Below are 23457 nucleotides of genomic sequence, written 5' to 3' on the forward strand. Positions count from 1 at the left end.
AAAACCAGGCACACACATATTTTAGTTTTCGATACTCTAATGTTTGAGCCTGTGGCAAAGTGGCACGAACGCGCCCGAAGGTGCGCCGCGGAGGACGCTGGGTGAAGCGTTTGGTGGCAAATTGAACAATGTCGCCCTTCCCATTGAAAGCTTCGGCGTGAGCCACAGAGGCTGTGTGCGGGAGCTCAATGAAGACAACTACCTGGTCGAGCCCCAGGCTGGCCTGTGGTTGGTCGCCGACGGGATGGGTGGTCACGACGCCGGAGAAGTCGCTTCAGCCAGTATCGTCAATCATCTGGCAACGATCGGGATTGCCAGCTCCGCACCGGATCTTCGGGCGCGCTTCGAAGACAGGCTGAGCAGGGCTAATGCCGAGATCCGCCGCATATCCCAGTCTCGCGGGATAACAATCGGCTCAACTTTTGCCGCCCTGCTTGCCATAGACGGGCGGTTCGCCTGCCTCTGGGCTGGTGACAGCCGCGTGTATCTGATCCGCGAGGCCTCGATCTCGCAAATATCGAAGGACCATACTGAGGTTCAGGAACTCATCGATAAAGGCATGCTCACCGAAGCCGAAGCGCTCACCTGGCCGCGCCGCAATGTCATTACGCAGGCAGTCGGCGTCAGCGACGAGATTGTCATCGATTTCCAGCAAGGTGAAATCCTGCCGGGGGACATCTTTGTGCTGAGCACCGATGGCCTGACGGCGCATGTCACCGATGCCGAGATCAAGGCTGCGACAGTGTCCGCGACACCTCAGTCGGCGTGTGAAAACCTGCTGGAAACGGTTCTGGCGCGTGGCGGAACAGACAATGTGACCATCGTGCTTGTCAGGGTCGCGGGCGGATACGATAGCCAGTCGCCCCGTCCAGCTCTGTACAAAGCGCGGGGGCGGGGCTGATGAGCGCCGACGACAAGACGCGGATATCGCCAGGCGCGGCCAACACTGCCGTGGGCACGCAACTGAGCGGTATCTACGAACTTGACGAGCGGATCGCATTCGGGGGCATGGGCGAAGTCTACCGGGGCCATAACATCCAGACCGGCGACCATGTCGCGATCAAGATCGTTTTGCCGGAATTCGCGCGCGACCAAACGATCTTGTCCCTGTTTCGCAAAGAGGCAACTATCCTGAACCACCTGTCGCATGACGCGGTGGTGCGTTATCACGTCTTCACGATCGATCCGGGGATCGGTCGTCCCTACCTCGCCATGGAATTCGTCGACGGAGCGTCGTTGTTCGACATCATGCGACGTGGGGCGATGCCGACGGGAGAGGTACGAAAGCTGTGCCATCGCCTCGCTTCCGGTCTAAGCGCCGTGCACCAGGCCGGAGCAATACACCGCGACCTCTCGCCGGATAACATTATTCTGCCGGGGGACCGGGTTGACCGTGCGAAGATCATCGATTTCGGCATCGCACGCTCGGCGACGGTGGGCGGAGAGACCCTGATAGGCGGAAGGTTCGCGGGAAAGTACAACTATGTTTCGCCCGAACAACTCGGGCTCTACAGCGGCGACGTCAGAGAGCAGTCCGACATCTACAGCCTTGGGCTGGTATTGGTTGCCGCCTTGCGCGGCAAGCCGGTCGATATGAGCGGCTCGCAGTTCGAAGTCATCGAAAAGCGCCGGACCGTGCCTAATCTCTCCGATATCGATGACGATTTTCGCGGCATTGTCGAAGCCATGCTTCAACCGGATCCGCGAGACCGGCCCGTCAGCATGGCCGAAATCGCCAGGATGACACGTGACGACAACGAGGAGACAATCCCGCCGACTTCCCTCACACCCCGCGTTAGGCCGGGTTTGCCGCCGATAGGGCAAGCCGCGGCTCCAGCCAGCAAGAATGAGGTCGAGCGGCACGACGAGGCAGCCGCGACGGGTTCAGGTGGGCCGCGCTTCGTCCAGCATGTGCGGCCCGCGCATTTGTCTGGACCGCCGCGTCCGGGCCCCGTCGGCGCTGCACGTACCGCCACAGCCGAGGCGCCTGGCAAATCCACAACGACCCGAACGATCGCGCTCTGTGCCTTGGCGGCGCTAGCCGTGGCCTCTGGAGGCGGCCTTTATCTGGGCGGCGTCATGACGCCTGCGACGCCGACTGTCGGCAAGACGTCGCTTTCCGCGGCAGAGCCAGCAAAGCCCGCGCCCCAAACGTCACAGCCCGCCGCTACGCAGGATGTAGCGAACGCGCCCGAGCCGCCAAAGGTTGTTCCGCCGGCGCAGCCGGAAACGCAGGCCGGCACACCGCCCGCCGAGGATAAGCCACATGCTGTGGCAGCTCAAAGACTGCCGTCGGCCAAGCCCGTCGACATACCTCTACGAACCGAGGCGCCGCCGAAGCCAATCGCGACGAACGCGCCGCCGCCCGAAAGGGCATCGCCGGCAATCCAGCCCGACACGACGGCCAGCGATAGGCAAAAGCCGACTTCGCCCGCTACGACCGCTCCAACCCCGCCAGAAGCCGAAACGGTCCAAACTCCGCCGCCGGCTGAGACGGAGGTTGTCGAGACCAAAAAGCCCGAACCACGGGCCAGCCCGCCGGCCGCCCCAATCCCGGAACTGAAATCGAATGCAGGTCCAGCGGTGGATGCCAACGGCAACAGCCAGATTTCTGCATTGCCGACAGGCAAGCAGCCGAACCAACGCGTTGTAGCGTTGAACGTGCCCAAACCAGCGATCCCCCCGGCGGTCGACGATATCGCTCAACGCGTCGCCTGGGTTCGCGCCTTCGGCGGCGGCGACTGTTTCTATGCCGCCGTCACATCTGCTACCGACAAGGCCGCCGCAATCGAAGGATTTGGCACGGCCGTCCAGCCATTCGAACGCATGCTCGGCGATTTCCAGGCAAAATTCCATGTCGAGCCAGACATCAGCGTCCGCCTCATTGAGCCAAGCCAATGCGAGGTAACCAATTTTCTGCGCTTTCTGGGACAGACCGCGGCCGACCAGCCGCAGCTTGTTCTCGACCGAACATCCGTGCCGAACGGTACGCCGATTAGCGGTACATTGGTAACGCGCAGAGGACTCATCTCCAGCGTTCTGCTGATCGACCACAAAGGCATGGTGTTCAATCTCGACGACCGCATCGTCACCGGGTCGGACAAGGCGACCTTCAGGATCCCGATTGGTCTCGGCGCGGCCGATAAGGCTGCTGGAAAGTCCGTGCCGCAGATAATACTGGTGATCACGGGCCCTCGCGACATTCAGTCGGCTGCCTTCTCCGATCCCACGCCAGCTTCGGCGCTGTTGCCCAAAATCATCGAGGAAGTCGAGACCGACGGATCTCGGTTCTCAGCCACTGCCAAGTATTTCCGGCTCGGCGGATAGCGTGGGCCTAGCATGGAACGCCGCCGCTGGTGTTTGACCACTTGGTCTGCCCTGCCCGAAAAGCAGCAGTTCCGGTTCCAGCCCTATCTGCCCCGAGGGCGCGCATGAAACTCGCGATCATTTTGGGCGCTCCCCTCGCCCTGCTGTTGTCCAGCCAAGCGCGAGCCGAGTTCACGGTCTGCAATCAGACACTCGATGTCGTCAATCTCGCCGTCGGCCAGAAGGTCGACAATGCGGACCAGACCGATGGATGGTGGACCATCGGCGCAAACCAATGCGTGAACGTTATCCGGGAGGAACTGACCAACCGCTACGTCTACATCTATGCAACTGACGTGTTTGGTCATGCCATCCTCGCCGGATTGACCGAAATGTGCATCGAACGGCGACGTTTCTCGATCCGCGGCAGTGACGAATGCTGGCAGCGCGGCCACATCACCGCCCGGTTTCTGGAAGTCGACACCCTCGAACAGGTGCGGTGGACCTTCTTCCTGACCGCAAGCAATCCGTGACACACCATATCGACACGAGCTTCAGACAGAAGAAGCAGGCGCGCGCCGCCCTTCGCAGGCGCACGCTATGGCGTAGATTGATGGTGGGTTTGACCTCGGCTGTGCTGCTTTGCGTGGCCGCCGGTTTTTACCTGACCGCGGACTATTGGTCATTCGGCGACGAAGACGAGGAGTTGCATGCGGTCGAGGGGGCGGACGATGTGCCGGCCGACGCATCCGTCTACGTGCCAGCGCTGATCGATCTGGCGGGGGACCCGATGTGGATCACCCTTGCGCCAGATGCCGGCGCCGCAACCAAAGGCCGAGTGGTCCCGCGTCCGGCAGAACTCGATCAGGCCGACGTTTCTCCCCAGCTCGAAGTCCTGTCAGACGTCATGCTGAGCGCCAGCGAAAAATTCATGACGACGATACCGTCGACGCAGGAGGATTTCGCATTCTTCCAAGCGCAACGAAAAACCGCTGCCGCGCCATCGGGCGATCTGGAGAACGATCTTCAACCCTCGCCTCCCGCCAGGGAACTTGAAGCGGCTTCCGGTCAGAAAGCCGACAGCGACGATCCCGAAGCCGGATGGGGTGAGACGATCGATGCAGGCGATGCAGCCCTGCCGGCATTCCAGAAGACCGAGATCGAGAACAACACGAGCGTCGTAGCCGTCACCAATGAGTACCAGCGATTCGCGGCGACCGAAGACACGTTCGTAAAGGTTCTCAATGATCGCAGTCTGGACAGCGTAGCGTTGGATGCGCACTTCTCCGCGCAGGATGCCAAGCTGGCAGGCGAGGCCCTGAGCGAGCTTTTCCACCGGGACGGCCTGGCAGCGGGTTACGTCGTTGCGATGCGAGGGTTCAGGCCGACGCGCGACACGAGCGCAATGTCCCTGATGCAGGTTTCGATCTACGCCAAGAACCTGTTCGTCGGCACGCTGACGCGCAACGGCGCGGGCGCCTTCGTGTCGGGTGTTGATCCCTGGGTTCGCGAAGATCTGTTCAACTATTCGGGCGCACAGGAAGAAGGTACGCATAAACGACAGTATCGTCTGCTCGACGCCATCTATTCGACGGCAGCCCGCAACAATGTTCCAACCGGCGTGATCGGCGAGGCGATCATGTATCTTTCGAGAGGACAGGATCTGGACGCCTTTGCAAGCGAGGACCAGCGTCTGGTGATGATCTATTCACAGACGCCCAGGGGCAAGGACGAGGGCGCGGGACGGGTTCTGTATGTGGGCGTGCAGGGGAGCGAGAAAAGCCTCGACTGTTTTGTCTTCCAGCAAAGCGACGGCCAGTTTGCGTGTGTTACAGGTGACGATCAGGTACGCTCGCTGACAGTCACCAACGGCATGGTCACGCCGGTGAATGGCGTCATGACCTCCACCTTCGGACCACGAAAGCACCCCATTCTGGGGACCGTGCGCATCCATAAGGGCGTCGATTGGGCGGCACCCGTCGGCACGCCGATCGCAGCCGCCTTCGATGGCGAGATCACCTTCCAGGGCGATGGGGGAAGCTACGGCAATCTGGTCAAGATCTTGCACAAAAACGGCCGCGAGACGCGTTATGCGCACATGCAGAAATTTGCAATCGAAGCCGGCGTCGGCACCAAGGTCAAGGCAGGCGACGTCATCGGCTATATCGGCACCACCGGATTATCGACCGGCCCTCACCTGCATTTCGAGCTTTACCAAAACGGCGAGGCGATCGACCCCTTGGGCACGGTTACCGCGGTCGCATCGAACGATTCCGCGGTCGAAACGCTCACCGAGCGCATCGTTCACGTCGAAAGTGGCGGTAGTGCTCGCGCCAAGAATCCTAATTCTTCCGCGACGGGCGCCGGCCAGTTCATAACCAAGACCTGGATCAGGATGATGAATACCTACCGCCCGGAGCTTGCACGCACGCTGTCGACCGAGGACCTACTCGCCCTGCGCTACGACGCCACGATCTCGCGAGAGATGGTGCGCAACCTGGCGCGCGAAGGCGAGGCCTACCTGCGCCAGCGCGGCCACCAAATCACGGCCGGCCGGCTCTATCTCTGTCATTTCCTTGGAATGGAAGGCGCGCATCAGGTTCTGTCGGCATCAGGTTCGGCGCAGCTGAGCGCTGTCCTGGGGTCGGCCGTCATCCAGGCCAACCCGTTCCTCACCGGCAAGACAGCCAGCTACGTGGTGGACTGGGCCGAAAGAAAAATGGGCCAGAAGCTGACTCATCTGGCAACCGACGCCGGGTCACAGACAACGACCACCGAAATCCGTCAGACGTCGCCGGAGTTCGAAAAATACAAACAGGCCATCACTGCTCTCATGGGCTCGATCCCAAATACGCTCTGAGCGTCAGGTCTGGCATGAGTTTCTTGCGCAGAAGGGTTCCCCCTCGGTTTGCCGCGCAGTTTCGACGGTTATTGCGTTTTTATCCGCATTTCCACGCGGCGGTTGGCAGGATCGTACGGGTTGGCGTTGCGAGGGTTCTTCTCGCCCATGCCGACGGCGTTGATGCGCGCGGCCTCGACACCGCTGGCCGTCAGGAAAGCTGCCACCGATTTCGCTCTTCGTTGTGACAGACCTTCGTTGTAGCGCAGCGTGCCCGTCGCATCGGTGTAGCCTTCGACGACGAAGTTGAACGTGCTCAGCCGGTTGTCTTTCAAAGCCTTGGCGAACTCTTCGAGCTCAGCGCGCGCGGTTGCGTCGAGTTGGGCCGAATCCAGCCCGAAATTGATCAGCATGTCGAGGTTGGATCTGCCTTCCTGCTGCCCATTGGTGTTGCTCTTGTTGCACTCCTCTTCGGAACCGACACAAATTCCTCGAGATTTGCCAAGATCGGCTGCGCCGGCAAAAAACTTCACGATGTCTTCTGATTTCCGAGCCGGATCGGCGGAAGCATGGTTCGAGAAAAACACGACCGCCAACACAAAGGCTGAACGACTCCACTGCATAGCGCTCCTCCTGTTTGAGTATCCGATTTTGATCGACCGCGAACATATCAAATTCCAGCGCAATTGTCTGTGGCCAAACGTTGGAGGTGCGATCATCGCGACTGTTTTGGCCGTGGCACGGCTTGAGACTTGACCCGCGCCGTGCCTGAGGCTTGAGTGGCCAAAGTTCCTCGATGAAAGCGCGGCGTTCATGGCCCATGGGCTCCGATTCAAAACGGCACGGGATCTTTTCGCAGCTTGTCCCGCTATCACCAGGGACATGCGCACTCCTCCGACCGAACAGCACTCGATCGCGTTTTGCCGCGACCTCCTCGCCGGGCGCATTCCTGAGGAAGCGATTACATTTTGCGCCTACCTGCTTCCCGAGCGGGCCGCAGTCTGGTGGGCCCACGAATGCCTAAGCCATCTGAGCGACCTCTTCGATGAGACCGATCACCGGTTGCTCGGTCTTGTCCGCGACTGGGTGAGCGAACCCGACAGCCCCCGCCATCGAACAGACGTCAGAGCCGCCGCGGCAAAATCGCCAACAACCCCGGTCGGCTGGATTATCCTAGCTGCGGGATCGCGTGAAGATCGGTCAGCCGTGGCCGCGATGCCGGCACTGGATTTGCAGCATTCTCCTGCTGCCTATGCAATCAATGCCGGAATTCTGGCCGGTCTGGCACGCGTGGCGCTCGTGGACCGTTTCTCGGTGCTGTCGGCGTTCGTCGAAATCGGTATCCAGATGGCCGAGATCGAGGCCCTCCACCAGTCAACGGATGCATCTTAGGGGCACTCGCCCACACGACCGGCACCCACAGAACTGGAGGACGCCCTCCGTCCCGCCTACTTGCAACCCCCTTGAGCCCATTTGGCGAGCGCCACCTTGAAGCGTGTCCCAAGCGGATGCTGCAAGCGCAGAACGGAGACATCGTTGGCGGCGAAATTCTTCGCCTGATCACACAGTCGGGTCTCGTTCCACTCATGGCAGCCGTCGCAGTGCTTGCCCTGCCATACCGAATTGTCGAGGCCCTCCACCGGACTGAAGCGTGGCTCGCCTTTTATGAGCTCCGCAATACTCTTCCCATCGATTTCGGGGTCGCCGAAATCGATCGGGACGTCGAAAAAGATCGGGTCGTCAGAGGCGAGTTTTGGGATTTTCTGACGGAGCACATTGAGTGCGAGTTGGGCGTCATTGGCGGAGCTCGACGGATTAGCAGTGGCATTGCGCGTATCCGAGTCGCCTTGCGGTCCGGGAACGCCCGCCTCACCGACGATCAGCGGTGCGTTGAGATCAACCTTGTGCAGGACGACCTCGGTGGTCAGCGAGACGTTGCTCCAGGGGCGCTGCTTGCTAGCGGTTGCCTTGAACACATCGGCGGTAACACGGTTCATCGCCTCAGTGATGGACACATTTGTCTCGCCAATGTGCGCAAGCAACGCCGAGGTGAACGGCGAATGTTTGCCGGATCCGTCGTAGGCGACCTGATTTGGACTGGTGGCGAACGCGACAAGCGTACCGGCACCGCCATTCTCGATCGAGATTTCCGCAAGGCCGCTTTTTGCTCCCCTGACGCCGGCGGTCTTTGCCAGCACCTCGGCTAGAGGATTGTCGCGACAGGCGTCGAGGAAAATAAGCCTTATGCTGGTCTCGCGAGACATCTGTCGCAGAACGAAATCGACAGGCACCGCCTCGAAGTCGAGCGAAGTCTCGTCCTCCAGGGCGGCATCGATCGGAAGAAGATAGTTGCTGCCTGAAACCTGCAAGCCATGGCCCGCATAGAAGAAAAGCGCGATGTCCGCCCCGCGCACCTGCTTTGCGAACTGCGCTATTGTCGTCTGGGTCTGCAACTTGGTCAGATCGAAGCCGGAAACGACTTCAAAACCAAGATCTTTCAGGCTTTCGGCGATGGCTTTGGCGTCGCGCACCGGATTGGCGAGTGCCGGGGCGTGCAGATATTGGGAGTTGCCAAGTACCAGCGCTGTACGGCGCTCGGCATCGGCTGCCGTCAAAGTGAAAAGCAGCGCAACTGCCGCGAGCCCGATTGCGCGCAGAAGGCTACTGCGACGGGCGATCAGATCGAAACCCACCGGGACAACAGATCCTTCCTCAGTTGACGAGCTTGGTGGCGGAAAACTCGATCCGCCGATTGAGCGCCTTGTTCTTCGGCGTGTCGTTGCCGGCGACTGGGCGTTCCTCGCCGTAGCCGGTCGCCGTAATCTGCGTGCGCGGAATGCCCGCTCCAACAATGGCGTCGGCCACTGCCTGGGCCCTGCGCTCCGATAAGCGCTTGTTCTCTGCAACCGGTCCATCGGCATCGGTGTGTCCGGAAACTTCGACCTTTAGGCCTGGGCATTTGCTGACGACACCGACGACCTCAGCGAGGAGCGGGCGGCTTTGGGCATCGAGCCGCGCGCTCGCGGCGCGAAAATAGATCGCCCCGGTACGGGACAGCACCGCAAACCTGTTGAGGCATTCCTCATCGTTGAAGTTGGTCTTCGTCGCATCGGTGGCGACGGGCCCGACCTCGGTGCTTGCCGCAACGGTCTGGGCGGGGGGCGGCTTGCTTCCGTCGGCCGTGAACACGAAATCGAACGACACCGATGCGGTAGGAACAATGTTGGTCACACTGGCCGCCTGTTGGAGTTTGTCGACATTGGGCAATAGACCGAAGTCTTCCACATGCACCGCGACAGGGGCCTCCGAGGCGACCGACACCATGGTGTCGCTGACCATGGTCACCACGACATTGGCCTCAAGATCTTTGTCGACCCCATGCAGGTTGAGACGGAATGGAAGAACCGCCTTCATACGTCGCTTGGTGGCGAGGTCGGCAAATGCCGCCGGATCCACTTTCGCTGTCAGTTCGGCGGTTGGAAACTTGTAGGTCTCAAAGAAGAGGAACCGCATCCGGACATTGCGCAGGTCGACCCCGGTATCGACTGAGTTGAGGTCAAAGGAGACCTTGGCGTCGCCGGTCGAAGTGAGGCTGCCGGAAATATTCCTGATCTTGTTGGTTTCGACGATCGTGTTCTTCTTGACCGACTGATAGGTGAGGACCGAAGCGGTCGGATCGAGCGTCCAGTTTGTCTGCGCGTTCGCCGTTCCCAGTCCGGGCAAAAACAACACGAACAACGAAACGATCAAGCCAAGCGTCTTCGCGGCGACTCTGCTTCTTGACCGTGCTTTGCGCCAGACTCCGAGAACTTCGAACATGGCTCCCCCTGCCTACGACAACAGAACCCCGTATCGACATCACGACCATGCGGTGTCTCCAGAGAGCATAGAGCACTTGCTGCCAATTGGCGAGCATCCCGGTTGGTGTGTTTGGCCAGCCCGCGATCCCGGCATCACGATACCGCACCTTGCCTGAGTGCGGGGGATTCGAAGGTCCTGCTATTCCCATCCCAAAGACGTCAGGAACTCAGCGCGGGCGCGGATGATCCGCGGATCGAGGAACCGCTAGAAAGCTATCTTAAGTCCGAGCTTGGCGCCAATAGTGGAGCTATCCGAGGAGGCCTTACCACGGACTTCGCCGTTGACGGTCGTCAACTCCGAAACTTTCAGGTTGAACCCCGTCGATAGCGCCACGGAAAAATCCGCATCGTCGAAGGCGATCGTCCTGGTACCGATCTCGGTCGTGTTCTTGTAACCGAAACGCTGCTGCAATTCGCCACGCGCATAGGGGCTGAACACCATACCGTTGCTCAGCGTGTAATCGCCATAAATGCCAGGCTCGAACTTGATGGCGCCAAATGAAAGCCGGCTCTTGCCGAACTGATTGCCACCGCTGTCAGTGTAGGGATCGCCGCGGAATGAAACACCAAGCAGGCCGCCACGCAGATCGAAACGGGTGCGTTCGCCCAGCGCGAAGATGTGGCCGACAGATCCCGTGACCGCGTAGCCCTCGGTGTCATAGCTGCCGGTGGTGTCAAGCACCCCGTTCATCACGTCGCTTCGGCCGAAGAAACCGGAGGCCGAGACCAGCGCGTAATTGTAGTCCTTGCGCAACAGTGCGTAGCCGCCGAACAGTCCGGCCTTGTTGTTACCTTCCCCTATGGCATCAAATCCCTGGAAGGCTCCGAGATTGACGTCAGTCGAGGCGTAGCCGGCGAATACACCGATGTTCAGGCCATACTCATTGTCGAACTGGAAATGCTTGGCGGCATTGAAGTCCAGGCTGATGGCGGCCGAAAAATCATTGGCATCGAAGCTCGGGCCCGGGCCATTCAGGCCGCCGCCACTGATGTTATAGCCGTCATGCTCGGTATGAGCGAACTGGCCGGAAGCAAAGACCCCGAAGCTCGAAGAAACCGGTACCATTCCAGATCCGGATGCAGGCGAAAGGTGGAGGTCAGCATCGATCGCGTCGCGGTTTATGCCGTAGAGAGCGTCGAGTGCCACCTCGACCGCGCCCGCGTTGGTCGCGCTGGTCGGCGCCGCCGCAATGCCGAAACTGGCCGGCGTGGCACGCAGGAACAAGCCGCCATTCGGGCCGTTCACGATCTCATAGCTGAAAAGCGAACCCGGCGTGCCGGAAATACTTCCGAGACGGAAGGTGCCGGCAACCGGTCCGCTGGCCGAGACGATGATCGGGATATTGGTCACTTGGGCGAATTGGGGGGTGCCCAGCAGATTGACAATAATGGTGCTGGTGCCGGCAGCCGAAAACGCATTGGCAACGAGTTGATCCGACCGTAGCGTCTGTTGGTTGATGTCGAGGCTGATGGTGGCGCTGTTGAGGGCGAGGCCGCCGAGCATCAACACGTCGTCGGCGACACCGTCCATCATGTTGATCAGGGAATTTGTCGCGATGATCGAACCCGGCATAGTGACGTTGCCGTTGATGAACAGCGTTGAACCGTTACCGAGGTTGAGTTGGTTTATGCCCTGCGTGCCACCGCTGAAGCGAAGGGTCGAATGGTCGGCCGAAAAATTGTCGAAGCCGGCAAAGTTCTGGCTCTTGCCGCCGGCGGCAAGGTCGGTGTCGACGACTGTGCCGTTGGCGCCTGTACCGCTGAATAGCACCCCGTCGCTAAGGATGAGTGGCTCGACGGCGCCGATATGATCGATGGTTAGCGTGTTGGGTCCAAGGCCGGTAATGTCACCCTCGATCGTGCCACCCGACAAATGGACATGTTCGGCGTCGATGCCGCCCTTTATGTCGCCGCCGACGACCGAGACGCTGTCGAAGCCTAGGCCGCCGGTGATGTTGCCACCTGTCGTGGCGCCTATGGTTCCGCCGTTTATGTTGACGGTGTCGTCGCCGTCATTGCCGAATATGCTGCCGCCAATGGTGGCGTTGCCAGCGACCATTATCGTGTCGTTTCCGCCCGCTCCGTCGAGGTCGAGGTCGACCGCGGCACTGCCGCTGACGCTGACCCGGTCATTGCCAGCCCCGGCATCCAGGGCATCAACTGTGCCTCCCGCAATGATGATGGTGTCATTGCCATCGCCCCCGGAGAGAACGCCGGCGGTCGGCGCGCTGAAAAAAATTCCCTCCTCGGTAGTGAGCATGCCGATCGATAACAGGTCGTCACCTCTGCCGCCGGTCACATTGCCAACCTGTGTACCGTCGCCGAATATCACGGCGCTGTCGGCACCATCTCCAAGGTCAATGTCCTGAATACTGCCGGCCTGGATGACGACCAGGTCATCCCCGGCCCCGGTATTGAGATTGGCCGCGACGGTTGGGGCGTACGGAACCCCCAAGAAATCCCCATAGAACATCTCAAACCGGTCGTTGCCGCCGAGGAGTTCGATTGTACCGTCCGCCGGCTGCAAGGAGGTCGACCCTCCCGCAGGCAGGCCGCCTACACCGGGTGTTGTCGCCGCTTTATCGGTCAGGAGGCCGCCAAAAATTCTCACGACGTCGTCGCCATTGCCGTCGTAGTCGTTGACGATGACTTCCGACGAGTTCTCGAACCCGCTAAATCGGGTGGTGAATACGCCATCGACGTCCTGAAAATCCCCGGTCGTCGTGCAGTTCACGGTAACCGATGTCGCCTGGAAGGGAGTGCCGCCGCCGTTTGCAGTAGCGGAGCAGGCCGCCGCGCCAGAGACTTGGAACGTGGACGCCGCCGCTAAGGCGAGCAACGAGACTCCCGTCCATTGATAGGCCTCGCGCGACACTCTCATTCGACCCCACCTTACGAGAAATCGATACCGTCACAAATCAAGGCAATTAAATAGATCAACGATCCATCTCATGGGATCGTTGACTGCTTAACCGGCACTGTACGCGTCGCGTTGCTGGGCGGCAATGGTTTGGCGTTCGTTCTCAGGAGACTATAAGGCTATCTGTGGCGACAAGGACACTATCGTAAACTTAAATGAGCCTGTCAAAAGCAGTGGCCAAACTTCAAAGGCATCTTTAAAGATCAGAATAGGCCGCCGAAACAGTCAGATCTCCCGCATGTGCAATCTTGCGATGGTAGCTTGCCCATATTTCGCCACCACACTGCTCAACCCAGCGGTAACAGAACGAGAAGTCGGTAGGGAGGTCCAGTTCCGGCGTCACAATCTTCGCAAACGGCGTGAGGAAGTTCTCGAACTGAGCGGTGTACTTGCTCTTTCTGTAACGAGACCGGTCCACCGTCTCGGGTAACTTCTCGATTATGGCCGTCACGCAGTCGCGGGAGACCAGAAAGATGCCCGTGCCGCATGACGTTACCCGGACAAAGCCTTCTTGCTCTTGCCGAGGTTCGACGACGGTTCCGATGAACTCCAGGCTTTGCGCAAAGGCTTTGTCGAAGGGCAGTGTCGAGAGGGAGTGGAGTTTGCGCAGATCGATCCGGCGCCGCGGATACAGGGTGCCGACGACTTGCTTGTCCAGCGCCAGCATCGCCGCGATAAGATCAGGTGAAAAGCCCATGTCACTGTCGATCATCAGAATGTGACTGCAATCCGGTTTATTGTAGTAGAAATTCGTGAGCAGATAGTTCCGCGAAAATGGAATATCCGTGTACTCGATTTCCGACAGCGTGAAGGCGTAGTTGGACAGGCTCTTATGAGTTAAGGCCGCGAACAAGCTGCGAACGAACACGCTTTTGTAGGCTGCTCCATAAACCGGCAGCGCAAGATTGATCTTGGTCGGCATCTTGTCCTCCACAGTCCAATGACTGATCGCATACAAATCCCTTTTCCCTATCTTTGACAGGATTCTTGGTATAAATTTTGGTGACCTTCGCCGGTATGGGGCAGGCGCTCAGGCTGATTGCGGTTGCGTCGTGGTGCGTTGGGAAGTTGCTGGACCAAGATTGAGGCAGGCCGGAGCGAGCGTGCTGACATGACCCACTGCAACGGACTTCTGTTTCGTGTCCCACTGTTTCTCATTTTCCTGCTTCTTGGCTCAGCTGGTGCTCGCGCCGCGGTGGAGCCGACCGCGGCGCCGCAGCCACGCAACCGGCTAGCGATCGTCATCGGGAATTCGAACTATCAAAGCAGCCGACTTGAGCATCTCCCCAATGCCGCAAATGATGCCGCAAAGCTCTCAGAGAGCTTGAAGCGGCTAAATTTTGAGGTCCTGACGGGCACCGATCTTTCGACCCAAGATTTTTCCAGAATCTTTCGAGAAGCTGATGCAAGGCTGCCTACCGTCAGCGCAGTTTTGATTATCTACGCCGGTCATGGCGTGCAGTTGAACGGCGAAAACTACCTGCTCCCGGTCGATACGCCCGATCCTGAAAGCCTGGAAAAACTCACCGCCACGGCCATCAAGCTGAATGATGTGATCGCGCGGTTCGCGCGCCGCGACCGCCAGACGTTCATATTCCTGGACGCGTGCCGCAACAATCCGCTCGGTGCCGGTGCCGGCAATGGTCTGGCGCAAGTTGAAGTCGGTGAAAACACGTTCGTTGCCTTTGCCACCCAGCCAGGCAATGTCACGGCCGATGGCGGCGGCGAAAACAGCCCGTTCACCATTGCGCTGCTGAAGAATCTCGAGATCCCCGGGCTCAGCATTTCGGATATGATGATCCGCGTCCGCAACGAAACCGAAGCGTTGACGGTTGGCCGTCAAGTGCCGTGGGATCAATCGAACCTGCGTGAGCAGTTCTATTTCACGGAGCAACAGGTACTCGATCCGGGACAGTTGAGCGCAAGCCTTTCACGCATCCTTGCGGACCCTGCGGCAAAGAAGAGATTGCAAGTCGAACTTGCCTCCAATGACCTGCAGACCGCCGTGCTAATCGTCGGACAGACGTTGCGGTCGGTCGAGATTCCGGCACCGTCCGCCAGTTCACCGGAGCCGGTTGGCACACAGGTCGCCAATCTGTCTCCGACCGAAAGGGTTGAGGACGCTCGCCAAAGCGTCGTCTCCGGTCTCGAAACGCTCATTGTCGGCGCATCCATGGGCGAGGCGGACAAAGACAAGACAGCCGATCTTGCGCGCAGCGTTCAGACCGAACTTCGTCGCTTGGGTTGCTACCGGATGCAGATTGATGGAGATTGGGGCACGGGTTCAATCCGTGCTCTCACCGACTACTACAAGAATACCAAGCAAGTCGCGGCGACGACGGAGCCGAGCGTCGGACTGCTGGGCGATCTCTTTTTGCGCTCAGGCAGAATCTGCAAGCAGCCGGTCATCGTGAAGGCCAAGCCGGCTAAGATAGCGTCGGACGCCGCCCCTTCACGAAACGGCTCCGTACGGACGACTGCGAAACGCTCGCAGGCCGCCCCGAGACGTCCCGCGCCTCCCCCACCGGACATCAGTGGCGGCATAGGCATTGGTGGTGTGTTTTAGCGAGCCGGTCAGCAATGGGCTGCGCTCGAGTTCCAGATCAGGTGCTGCAGCCCAACAAGATGATCAAGCGTCACGGTAACGAGCGCCACGCTGGAATTCGAGGCGAAAAGCTGCGCGGATGATGAAACTGTCCGACCCCGGCCCCTGAGACGGGCGATCATATGCTGGCGTAATTATTCATTCATATTCGGTGGCTCAGTACAAGGTAGATAGCGGGGACTAACATCAACCAGCCCCCCATTCCCAACACTACCAAAATCGCCACGCGCTCGGTTCGCCTGACAAGGTCGGCAATGTTTTCCTCGTTCGTCAAAGAAACAGCGTCCAGTAGCGCAGGCGCATGATCATCGTTGTCATTTGCCCGTTGGTTTGCGTTGCCACTCTCATTGGTTCTCTGGATCGATGTCATTGTCTTTTGCTCACCAAACATACTGGAAATAGAGGGCCCGCCAGCCACCGAAGCGGCTTGCGGGCCCTATCAGCACAGGAAGGGACGTAGCTGTGCCGATCCACGACATGTCAGCCAAGGAATATGCCGATCACCAAAAATGTGACGGCTGCGGCGAAAGTTGGCGCGAGCAACCAACGCGCTTGGCCAATGCTTTTATCCATCTGCTTTCTCCTGATTTGGAGAAGCAACTAGCCTAGCCCTAAGCCGTTCCGCCTAGTCTCAAGAGATAAGACCATTGCGTTTTGTGATCGGCCTTTGGTCTGGTCAGGATTCCGACTGAAGCCTGATCGAGGAACGTTCGGCCTGCCGACGTGTTCAGTTGCCTGGCGCACAGAAGACTTGTGCTGTCGCCGGAACAACAGGAGAAAAACCATGAGGATCCCCCTTACCAGCACCGCTGCCGCGCTATTGCTTTTGGCCGGCGTCGGCGCAGTTGCGGCACAGGATGTTGTCATCACACCGGAACAGGACACCGTCGTGCGCAAATACGTGAAGAAGCAACCGCTGGCTTCCGTGAACCTTCTCGGACTTGAGCTGAATGTCGGCACGGCTCTGCCGGACACGGTCGAGCTCCATGAGGTCCCCAATGTCAAATACCGGTATGTGGTGATCGACAACCGCACGGTTTTGGTGGACCCGGGCACCCGCAAGATCGTCAAAGTCTACGACTGAGACCTAGAACGAACCCGACCTCCGCCATAGCTGGCGGCGGGTTGGGTATGTCAAATCGCCATTCGGACAGTTGAGATAAACTCCTGAAGTCGAGACGTCGCAACCCCTCGTGGCGCGCCTGGTGGATCTCTAGAACACGCGCTCAACTCGACTTGGCACAAGGTACTTACTTCCTAGTGATCCAATCCAGCAAGCCAACTTCGACCTGATCGCACCCGGCGTATTCGAGTACCAGGGTCTTAGCCAGATCGCGCCATCGACATTTGGGCGCGTATGTTCCCAACACCAAATCTTTGAACACTGCCCGGAGAACATCGGCATCGAACGCTGAGATAGCGAAGGGAACCGGGTCTGCATCCTCCCAAGCTCGGGAGGTGTCATCGCCATGGCTTTGGCGCAGGCGTTTCAGAAGCTCGCGTGATGTCGCGAGCACGCGTCGGGAGTGATCAATATCGCGCGGAAATGCGGCGCGACGTGGCAGGAAGGTGGCTTCAATAGCCGCCCGCGCAATGTCTGTATGGGTATCGAGCATCGCTGCCTCCCTTAAGCAGTTATCGGGGCTGCACCTTCTTAGGTGCTGAGCTGCGAATCTCAGTCATCAGCCCTTGCTCTCGGAGCCGAGCTGTCTTCGCATCCCGTGCCGCCCGCTCGACCTCGATCGACTCGCGCGCAACATCCGAGGTGCGCTCTTTTCTCTCGTGCCTTTTTTGTCGGTGAACCGTTGCCTTCTCCGCATCGTCGCCCCGATCTGACGGTCCCGCGGTGTTGTCGCACAGAACGATTGTGGCCAGATGCGGGCGACCTGGGAGGTGTTTCACCTGCCGAGCCAGCAGCCGCTGCCGCTCGGGCTGCGACTGTTTTGCGAACCGTCTAAAAGGTTGGACATCATGGCCAAGCCAATCATCCACTTTGAAATAATAGGGCGTGATCCTGCGAACCTGCGCCGCTTTACGCGGAACTCTTCGGATGGGAATTCGAGATCGGCGGATCGGTCTCGCCGCTTGTTCCCGACGCAACTATGGCTTCCTTGCCCCGCCTCCGGGGCTCAATCGGTAGCAGGGGCGTTGGAGGCGGGAGAAATTTTGATCCGGATGTAGTCCCGCTTCTCGGACGTGGTGCGCTTTTCAGAGCCCCCTTTAGAAACTCAATTTCCAAGGCTTGCCGGCCTACCAGCCGCTCCAGCGCTGCGATCCGCGCCTCATAGGTCTGCATCGTGTCGGCCGCCGCCACGTCTTCGTCGAAGGAGCCGGCCTCGTATTTCTGAACCCAGATGCGGATCAGGTTACGCGGCAGTTCGTGCCGCTTGGCGAGACCATGCAGCGTCTCGCCGGACAGGAACTCCTGCACTACCTGACGTTTGAACTCGATGCTGTGCGTGCGATAAGCCACCATGGGCTTCCATCCTTCGAAAGCCCGGCTTCCAAGTCAATTCTGCTTGTTCATCCTGTCCGGTCCGAGGGGCGCACTCCACACATGGGTCTCATTTAGCCGGTATTTGCATCGTCATGACGCAGAGAAGCTCGAACAGGAGGGTGGCACCGGTTAGCGCGGTGACGCCCGAAGGATCGAGCGGCGGCGAGACTTCGACCAGATCGGCGCCGATGATGTCGACGCCGGCCAGCGCTCGGATCATCTTCTGGGCCTCGCGCGTCGTTATGCCGCCGATCTCCGGGGTGCCGGTGCCGGGGGCAAAAGACGGATCGAGCGCGTCGATGTCGAACGAGACGTAGGTCGGCGCGTCGCCGACGATCGAGCGCGCCTCGGCCATCACCGTGCCCACGCCGCGCTCCATGAATTCCTCGATGAAGATGATCCGGATGCCGGCCTCGCGGGCGAAATCGTAGTTTTCCACATCGGAGATCGCTCCTCGGATGCCGATCTGGACCATGCGCTTGGGATCGAGCAGGCCTTCCTCGACGGCACGGCGGAACGGGGTGCCGTGATTATAGCGGTTGCCGAAGAACTCGTCATAGGTATCGGAATGGGCATCGAAGTGAATGAGGCCGGCCGGTTCCTTGGCGATGCCGCGCAGGATGGGCAGCGTGATCAGATGATCGCCGCCGACGACCAGAGACCGGGCGCCGGAGTGGTGGACGTTTTCGAAGAAGGCGCTGATCGTGTCCAGCGAGCCGGGCAGGTCGAGCGGGTTTACAATCACGTCGCCGCAGTCGCCGGCACGCACCTGTTCGAAAGGCGAGACGCCCGTCACATGGTGGACGCGCCGCACCAGGCTGGATTGGTTGCGGATTTCGCGCGGTCCATGGCGCGCGCCCGGCCGGTTGGTGGTGCCGCCGTCGAAGGGGACGCCGATCAGCGCGATGTCGACCTGCTCGGGGGTAGCCATGGGCAGGCGCATGAAGGTTGAAGGGCCGGCAAAACGCGGAACGCTGCCGGAATCGAGTGGCTGGAAATTTGTAATGCTCATGGTCTTGTGTCCTGTTGGCGCATCGGGTCGCTTGACCGCGAGGCGCACTCCGAAGGTGGTGCTATTTCTGTTGGAAGTCGGACCTGTGGGCGTCGCGCCAGGCGTTCTGCTTGCCGGCGCGCTTGGCCGCGAGGCAGAACAGGGCCTCGGCCAGCAGCCGGCCGGCCAGGATGCTGGTGGTGCCGCTGGAAGCATCGAAATCCGGCGATACCTCCACGAGGTCGAACCCAGCAAAGCCGTCGCGGGCCACTATCCTTACGCCGCGAATGATCTCGCGCGAGGTAAGGCCGCCTGGTTCGGGGCTGTTGGTTGCCGGGGCAAAGGCTGGATCGACGCCGTCGATGTCGAGGCTGATATAGAGGCGCGCGCCGTCGGCACTGGCGATGGCGCGTGCGCGTTCGGCAACCGTTTCGATGCCGAGGCGCTCGACTTCCTCCATGGAAAACACAGTGATGCCGAGCTTGCGGTAAAGCGGGGTCCATTCGAGCAGGTTGCGGGGGCCGCGCGCGCCGATGACAACGATGCGGCGAGGGGCCACCTTGTCGAGTTCGGCAATGCGCAGCAGGGGCGAGGCGCGGGTGAGGCGGTCGCCGCCGAAGGATTCGCTGAGATCGAGATGGGTGTCAAAAACGATGAGCCCGACCGGGGTGTCGCCGGCATCGGAGACCGCGCGTACCGCCGGATAGCTGATGCCGTGATCGCCGCCGATGGTCAGCGGCACCGCCCCGTTGACCAACACCGCGGCAAGCCGCGCTTCGAGGCGGGCGTAGCTGGCGGCATTGTCGCCCGGCACTACATCGATGTCGCCGGCATCGGCGACGGTGATATGGGCCAGCATGTCGAGGTCCCAGTCGAAGCTGTAGCTGCCATAAAGAAGCGAGTATTTGCGGATTTCCTGCGGGGCGCGGCGGGTCGCGCCGCCGCGAAAGGTGGCGATGCCGTCATAGGGCATGCCCACCACCACAGCGTCGGCGGAAAGACCTGCCAGATCGCGCACATAGGGAAATGCCATGAAGGGTGGCACGTCGCCATACATGCGGGGAACACCTGCCGGGCTCAAACCTTCGCTCATGGTACGGTCCTCCGTCTTGTCGTGTCGATTGTGCCGCTGCCCTACTGGCCGGCGGTGGGCTCGCTCTGGAACAGCATGTTGCGCTGTCTCCAAGTGTCGAGGAATTCACGCAAGCGCGGGCTTTGCGGATCGTTGAAGAGTTTGGCGGGCGGGCCCTGCTCGATCACCTTGCCGCGGTCCATGAAGACGACACGGTCGGCGACCTGGGCGGCAAAGCCCATCTCGTGCGTCACCACCACCATGGTAATGCCCTCGACGGCCAGTTGCTTCATGGTGTCGAGAACCTCGCCAACGAGCTGGGGATCGAGCGCCGAGGTCGGTTCGTCGAACAGGATCACATGCGGCTCCATCGCGACCGCCCGGGCGATGCCGACGCGCTGCTGCTGGCCGCCGGAAAGCTGCGAGGGGTAGCGCTCGGCGAAATCCGCGAGGCCGACCTTGGCCAGCGCACGGCGCCCGCTTTCCTTCGCCTTGGCGGCGGGAGCGCGCTTGGAAAGACGCAATCCCAGCGTCACGTTATCCAGCACTGTCATATGCGGCCATAGGTTGAAGTGCTGGAACACCATGCCGACGTTGCGGCGCACGGAATCGATGTTCTGGTCGCTTTCTCGTACCAGTCCTTCGGCACCGCGCTTGTAGCCGAGCAACCGGCCCTCGATCTCGATCTCGCCGCTCGTATATTCCTCGAGGAAGCTCGCGCAACGCAGCAACGTGCTCTTGCCCGACCCCGAGGGTCCGATGATGCAGACGACCTCGGAGAGGTTGATGTCGAGCGAGATCCCGGACAGGGCCGCGAATGTGCCGAAATCCTTGGTCAGATTCCGGATTTTGATGACGGGTTCGGTGGTTTCAGTGGCCATCGTTTATTCCCAAATTGGTGGTTGAGCGGCCTAGAACCGCACCCGGCGCTCAACATATTTGCCGAGCTGCGCGACTGCCTCGACCAGCAGCCAGTACAGTAGGGCGGCGGCGAGATAAGGTTCGATGACCGCGTAGGTCTCGTTGACGAATTGCGTCGTGTTCTTGGTCAGCTCGGCAACGGTGATGATGGACAGCACCGCGGATTCCTTGATGAGGATGATGATCTGGTTGACCATCGGTGGCGTGATCATGACCAGCATCTGCGGCAGCTTGATATGGCGGATGATCTGCGTGCCTGAGAGCCCGGCCATGCGCGCCGCCTCGATCTGGCCTTTGGAGATCGACTGGAAACCGGAGCGGAAGATTTCGGCGAAATAGGCGGCACCATAGAAGCCGAGGCCGAAAACACCCACCGCTTCGGCACTCAGCCGGAGGCCTATGCTCGGGCCGCCATAATAGAGCACGAACAGCAGGATCAGGATCGGCAGGCCGCGCATGATCTCGATATAGGCACGAACGGCCCAGCGCAGTGGCGTGAACGGCGTGCTCTCGAGGCAGGCGAGCAACAGGCCGATCGCCAGTCCAAGGGCTGTGGCAAGTGCGCAGATCCAGGCCGTCGTCGCCAGGCCGGCCAGCATCAGCGGCCCGTATTGCACCCATAGGTCGAAGAATTGCGCCATGGCTCAGGCCCTCCGCGCCAGCCGTTGCTCGGCCATGCGGCCGATCAGCGACAGAAGGAAATTGATGACGATATAGATGACGGCGGCGGTGATGTAGATTTCGAACGGGCGATAGGTGGTCGCGACGATCTGCTGGCTTACCCGCATCAGTTCCGTCACCGCGATAACGGAGACCAGCGATGAGTTTTTCAGGATGCTGATGGTCTCATTGACCAGCGACGGGATGACGAGGCGCAATATCTGGGGCACGAGTATATGCTGGCGCCCCGCCCATTTGCGTATGCCTACCATGCGCGCCGCCTCCAGTTGCCCTGGTGGGATGGCCAAAAGTCCGCCGCGAAATATCTCGGCCTGGAAGGCGATCGTGTTCAGGGTCAGCGCGAGGATGGCCGCGAGGATGGGCGCTACATTGATGCCGATGAGCGGCAGCAGATAATAGATAATCAGCAACTGCACGAGGATGGGCGTGCCGCGCCACACGCTTTGATAGATGCGCGAAAAGTAGCGCAGCCACGTCTTCTTCGAGGTGACGCCGAAGCACAGGACGAGGCCGAGCGGCATGCCGAGGATGATGGCGACGCCCGACACCAGGATGGTCATGCCCGCGCCCCAGAGCATGATGGGCAGGTTGTTCTGGATGAGGGCGAACATTGCCAAGTCGTCAGACCTTATGGACTTGAGGCCAGGCTTGCAGCCTGTGCGTTGTTAGGCAGGCGAGGCTGGAAAGCCTCACCTTTATCCGGGCGTTGGATGCCGACTCGTCAGCTCTTGGGTTCGGGCAGAGCGTCCGTCGGCAGTTTCATGGTGAAGCCGAACCACTTTTCCTGAAGTTTGGCCATGGTTCCATCGGCGGCGAGCTTGCGGAACTGGTCATCGATGAAGTCGGCAAGCGCCTTGCTGTCGTCGTCCTTGCGGAAGGCCCAGCTGAAATAGGTCGGGTCCCCGAACGTTGTGCGGATGGTTTCGAAGACGTCGCCGCGCTGCGTCTGCAGGTAGAGCAGATTGGGCAGGGAATTCACGACGGCATCCGTGCGCCCGGCAGCGAGATCGGCATAGGCTTCATTGAAGTCGACATAGGTCTGGATGTTGGCGATCGGCGCTAGGCCTTTTGCCTTTAAATCCTCGGAAAAGGCCTCGGTGCCCTTGAGCTGTGCCGAGCCGGCCTGCGTGCCGACATTTTTGCCGCTCAGGTCTTCGGGCGTGTTCAAGGCGGTGTCGCCTTTGCGCTTGACGTAGGAGAACGACGCGTCGGCGATTGGCAGAGACAGCCTGTAGGTATCATAGCGCTGTTTGTTAACGGTGACGGACGTTATGATGGCATCGAACTTCTCCGTCTGCAAACCGGGCAGCAAGCCCTGGAACGGCAGGTCGAGCCGGTTCACCTTCACGTCCGGCAGCGCCTTCATGACTTCTTCGAAGAGGTCAACTCCGTAGCCTACGATCTTGCCGTTTTCGACATATTCGAACGGCGGGTAGCGGGCCTCGGACGCGATGGTGATTTCCCCCTTTGCCTTGATCCGATCCAGAAGATCGGAGGCGGTGGCAAAGCTCGCCACGGCGAGCGAGAGCGACGCGGCCAACAGCGTCGAAGTGCACAGTTTCAAAGCGGATCGCATAACTTCCTCCAGTTTCGTATGTTCCCGTTTATTATGGATTATTTGGAGTCCGAGGCTTCTGTACGCGCTCAGGAATCTCGCATGCGTGACGAGCCTTAAACCTCCAGGTCGTCAGCCGGCTGCAATGCCGGCCCGATTGTTTGCTTCCCCAGTGGCATGACGGCACGGCACCATCTGGTAGGGCAGCAT

Annotated in this window: 20 protein-coding genes; 7 read left to right on the plus strand and 13 right to left on the minus strand. The window is 60.1% G+C overall.

Going from position 1 to position 23457, the window contains the following annotated elements:
- Nucleotides 1-121 precede the first annotated feature (121 nt).
- The 4 genes from FJ953_RS08460 to FJ953_RS08475 all read left to right on the plus strand — a co-directional run bounded on the left by FJ953_RS08460 (nt 122) and on the right by FJ953_RS08475 (nt 6166).
- Nucleotides 122-901, plus strand: a complete 780-nt coding sequence (locus tag FJ953_RS08460) for a protein phosphatase 2C domain-containing protein (RefSeq protein ID WP_140581123.1) — start codon at nt 122-124, stop codon at nt 899-901.
- Nucleotides 901-3327 carry a serine/threonine-protein kinase gene (locus tag FJ953_RS08465; RefSeq protein WP_140623910.1) on the plus strand — a complete coding sequence of 809 codons (2427 nt, stop codon included), beginning with the start codon at nt 901-903 and terminating at the stop codon, nt 3325-3327. The genes FJ953_RS08460 and FJ953_RS08465 overlap by 1 nt, the downstream gene beginning before the upstream one ends.
- Before the next feature lie 104 nt (nt 3328-3431).
- Nucleotides 3432-3839, plus strand: coding sequence for a DUF1036 domain-containing protein (locus tag FJ953_RS08470; protein ID WP_181165311.1), 408 nt, complete (start codon nt 3432-3434; stop codon nt 3837-3839).
- The gene (locus FJ953_RS08475; RefSeq protein WP_140624044.1) at nt 3836-6166 is read left to right on the plus strand and encodes a M23 family metallopeptidase; all 2331 of its coding nucleotides are present in this window, start codon (nt 3836-3838) and stop codon (nt 6164-6166) included. The genes FJ953_RS08470 and FJ953_RS08475 overlap by 4 nt, the downstream gene beginning before the upstream one ends.
- Before the next feature lie 68 nt (nt 6167-6234).
- Here FJ953_RS08475 and FJ953_RS08480 read toward each other — a convergent pair whose 3' ends face one another.
- Complete coding sequence (locus FJ953_RS08480) at nt 6235-6768, minus strand: OmpA family protein (RefSeq protein WP_140498307.1); 534 nt, start codon at nt 6766-6768, stop codon at nt 6235-6237.
- A 259-nt stretch (nt 6769-7027) separates the two neighbouring features.
- Between FJ953_RS08480 and FJ953_RS08485 the strand changes: the two genes are divergently transcribed.
- Nucleotides 7028-7537, plus strand: coding sequence for a hypothetical protein (locus tag FJ953_RS08485; RefSeq protein ID WP_224519101.1), 510 nt, complete (start codon nt 7028-7030; stop codon nt 7535-7537).
- A gap of 56 nt (nt 7538-7593) precedes the next feature.
- On the opposite strand, the gene FJ953_RS08490 is transcribed toward FJ953_RS08485, so the two are convergent.
- The 4 genes from FJ953_RS08490 to FJ953_RS08505 all read right to left on the minus strand — a co-directional run bounded on the left by FJ953_RS08490 (nt 7594) and on the right by FJ953_RS08505 (nt 13847).
- Nucleotides 7594-8838, minus strand: coding sequence for a caspase domain-containing protein (locus FJ953_RS08490; RefSeq protein ID WP_140515089.1), 1245 nt, complete (start codon nt 8836-8838; stop codon nt 7594-7596).
- A gap of 19 nt (nt 8839-8857) precedes the next feature.
- Nucleotides 8858-9964, minus strand: a complete 1107-nt coding sequence (locus FJ953_RS08495) for an OmpA family protein (RefSeq protein WP_140623912.1) — start codon at nt 9962-9964, stop codon at nt 8858-8860.
- A gap of 246 nt (nt 9965-10210) precedes the next feature.
- Nucleotides 10211-12886: an autotransporter gene (locus tag FJ953_RS08500; RefSeq protein WP_140623914.1), complete on the minus strand. Its 2676-nt coding sequence runs from the start codon at nt 12884-12886 to the stop codon at nt 10211-10213.
- Nucleotides 12887-13121: 235 nt separating this feature from the next.
- Nucleotides 13122-13847, minus strand: a complete 726-nt coding sequence (locus tag FJ953_RS08505) for a hypothetical protein (protein WP_140623916.1) — start codon at nt 13845-13847, stop codon at nt 13122-13124.
- Between the two features lie 189 nt (nt 13848-14036).
- Here FJ953_RS08505 and FJ953_RS08510 point away from each other — a divergent pair, with 189 nt between their 5' ends.
- A complete protein-coding gene (locus tag FJ953_RS08510; protein WP_140623918.1) occupies nt 14037-15491 on the plus strand; it encodes a caspase family protein in 1455 nt (484 codons plus the stop codon).
- Nucleotides 15492-16314: 823 nt separating this feature from the next.
- A complete protein-coding gene (locus tag FJ953_RS08520) occupies nt 16315-16614 on the plus strand; it encodes a DUF1236 domain-containing protein (protein WP_140515085.1) in 300 nt (99 codons plus the stop codon).
- 166 nt (nt 16615-16780) lie between these two features.
- On the opposite strand, the gene FJ953_RS08525 is transcribed toward FJ953_RS08520, so the two are convergent.
- The 8 genes from FJ953_RS08525 to FJ953_RS08560 form a co-directional block, all read right to left on the minus strand.
- Nucleotides 16781-17146, minus strand: a complete 366-nt coding sequence (locus FJ953_RS08525) for a hypothetical protein (RefSeq protein WP_140524764.1) — start codon at nt 17144-17146, stop codon at nt 16781-16783.
- 416 nt (nt 17147-17562) lie between these two features.
- Nucleotides 17563-18006 (minus strand): transposase, encoded by a 444-nt coding sequence (locus FJ953_RS08530; RefSeq protein ID WP_224681797.1) that lies wholly within the window; start codon nt 18004-18006, stop codon nt 17563-17565.
- Between the two features lie 88 nt (nt 18007-18094).
- On the minus strand, nt 18095-19039 hold the full coding sequence (gene speB / locus FJ953_RS08535; RefSeq protein WP_140524765.1) for an agmatinase: 945 nt from the start codon (nt 19037-19039) through the stop codon (nt 18095-18097).
- A 61-nt stretch (nt 19040-19100) separates the two neighbouring features.
- Nucleotides 19101-20111, minus strand: coding sequence for an agmatinase family protein (locus FJ953_RS08540; protein WP_140498318.1), 1011 nt, complete (start codon nt 20109-20111; stop codon nt 19101-19103).
- A gap of 41 nt (nt 20112-20152) precedes the next feature.
- Entirely contained in the window at nt 20153-20971 is an 819-nt protein-coding gene (locus FJ953_RS08545) for an amino acid ABC transporter ATP-binding protein (RefSeq protein WP_140498319.1), read from the minus strand.
- Between the two features lie 30 nt (nt 20972-21001).
- Nucleotides 21002-21652 carry an amino acid ABC transporter permease gene (locus FJ953_RS08550; RefSeq protein ID WP_140498320.1) on the minus strand — a complete coding sequence of 217 codons (651 nt, stop codon included), beginning with the start codon at nt 21650-21652 and terminating at the stop codon, nt 21002-21004.
- A 3-nt stretch (nt 21653-21655) separates the two neighbouring features.
- The gene (locus FJ953_RS08555; RefSeq protein ID WP_140557324.1) at nt 21656-22303 is read right to left on the minus strand and encodes an amino acid ABC transporter permease; all 648 of its coding nucleotides are present in this window, start codon (nt 22301-22303) and stop codon (nt 21656-21658) included.
- Nucleotides 22304-22413: 110 nt separating this feature from the next.
- The gene (locus tag FJ953_RS08560) at nt 22414-23268 is read right to left on the minus strand and encodes a transporter substrate-binding domain-containing protein (RefSeq protein ID WP_140581142.1); all 855 of its coding nucleotides are present in this window, start codon (nt 23266-23268) and stop codon (nt 22414-22416) included.
- Nucleotides 23269-23457: the final 189 nt, after the last annotated feature.

It is taken from the genome of Mesorhizobium sp. B2-3-6 (genome assembly GCF_006442305.1).
GTDB lineage: Bacteria > Pseudomonadota > Alphaproteobacteria > Rhizobiales > Rhizobiaceae > Mesorhizobium.

What these genes read in the sequence shown, in the direction of transcription:
- FJ953_RS08545 (WP_140498319.1), bottom strand. Translation starts at nt 20,971, where the DNA reads ATGGCCACTGAAACCACCGAACCCGTCATCAAAATCCGGAATCTGACC.
- FJ953_RS08495 (WP_140623912.1), bottom strand. Translation starts at nt 9,964, where the DNA reads ATGTTCGAAGTTCTCGGAGTCTGGCGCAAAGCACGGTCAAGAAGCAGA.
- FJ953_RS08505 (WP_140623916.1), bottom strand. Translation starts at nt 13,847, where the DNA reads ATGCCGACCAAGATCAATCTTGCGCTGCCGGTTTATGGAGCAGCCTAC.
- FJ953_RS08480 (WP_140498307.1), bottom strand. Translation starts at nt 6,768, where the DNA reads ATGCAGTGGAGTCGTTCAGCCTTTGTGTTGGCGGTCGTGTTTTTCTCG.
- FJ953_RS08525 (WP_140524764.1), bottom strand. Translation starts at nt 17,146, where the DNA reads ATGCTCGATACCCATACAGACATTGCGCGGGCGGCTATTGAAGCCACC.
- FJ953_RS08510 (WP_140623918.1), top strand. Translation starts at nt 14,037, where the DNA reads ATGACCCACTGCAACGGACTTCTGTTTCGTGTCCCACTGTTTCTCATT.
- FJ953_RS08550 (WP_140498320.1), bottom strand. Translation starts at nt 21,652, where the DNA reads ATGGCGCAATTCTTCGACCTATGGGTGCAATACGGGCCGCTGATGCTG.
- FJ953_RS08500 (WP_140623914.1), bottom strand. Translation starts at nt 12,886, where the DNA reads ATGAGAGTGTCGCGCGAGGCCTATCAATGGACGGGAGTCTCGTTGCTC.
- FJ953_RS08470 (WP_181165311.1), top strand. Translation starts at nt 3,432, where the DNA reads ATGAAACTCGCGATCATTTTGGGCGCTCCCCTCGCCCTGCTGTTGTCC.
- FJ953_RS08485 (WP_224519101.1), top strand. Translation starts at nt 7,028, where the DNA reads ATGCGCACTCCTCCGACCGAACAGCACTCGATCGCGTTTTGCCGCGAC.
- FJ953_RS08465 (WP_140623910.1), top strand. Translation starts at nt 901, where the DNA reads ATGAGCGCCGACGACAAGACGCGGATATCGCCAGGCGCGGCCAACACT.
- FJ953_RS08560 (WP_140581142.1), bottom strand. Translation starts at nt 23,268, where the DNA reads ATGCGATCCGCTTTGAAACTGTGCACTTCGACGCTGTTGGCCGCGTCG.
- FJ953_RS08540 (WP_140498318.1), bottom strand. Translation starts at nt 20,111, where the DNA reads ATGAGCGAAGGTTTGAGCCCGGCAGGTGTTCCCCGCATGTATGGCGAC.
- FJ953_RS08555 (WP_140557324.1), bottom strand. Translation starts at nt 22,303, where the DNA reads ATGTTCGCCCTCATCCAGAACAACCTGCCCATCATGCTCTGGGGCGCG.
- speB (WP_140524765.1), bottom strand. Translation starts at nt 19,039, where the DNA reads ATGAGCATTACAAATTTCCAGCCACTCGATTCCGGCAGCGTTCCGCGT.
- FJ953_RS08520 (WP_140515085.1), top strand. Translation starts at nt 16,315, where the DNA reads ATGAGGATCCCCCTTACCAGCACCGCTGCCGCGCTATTGCTTTTGGCC.
- FJ953_RS08530 (WP_224681797.1), bottom strand. Translation starts at nt 18,006, where the DNA reads ATGGTGGCTTATCGCACGCACAGCATCGAGTTCAAACGTCAGGTAGTG.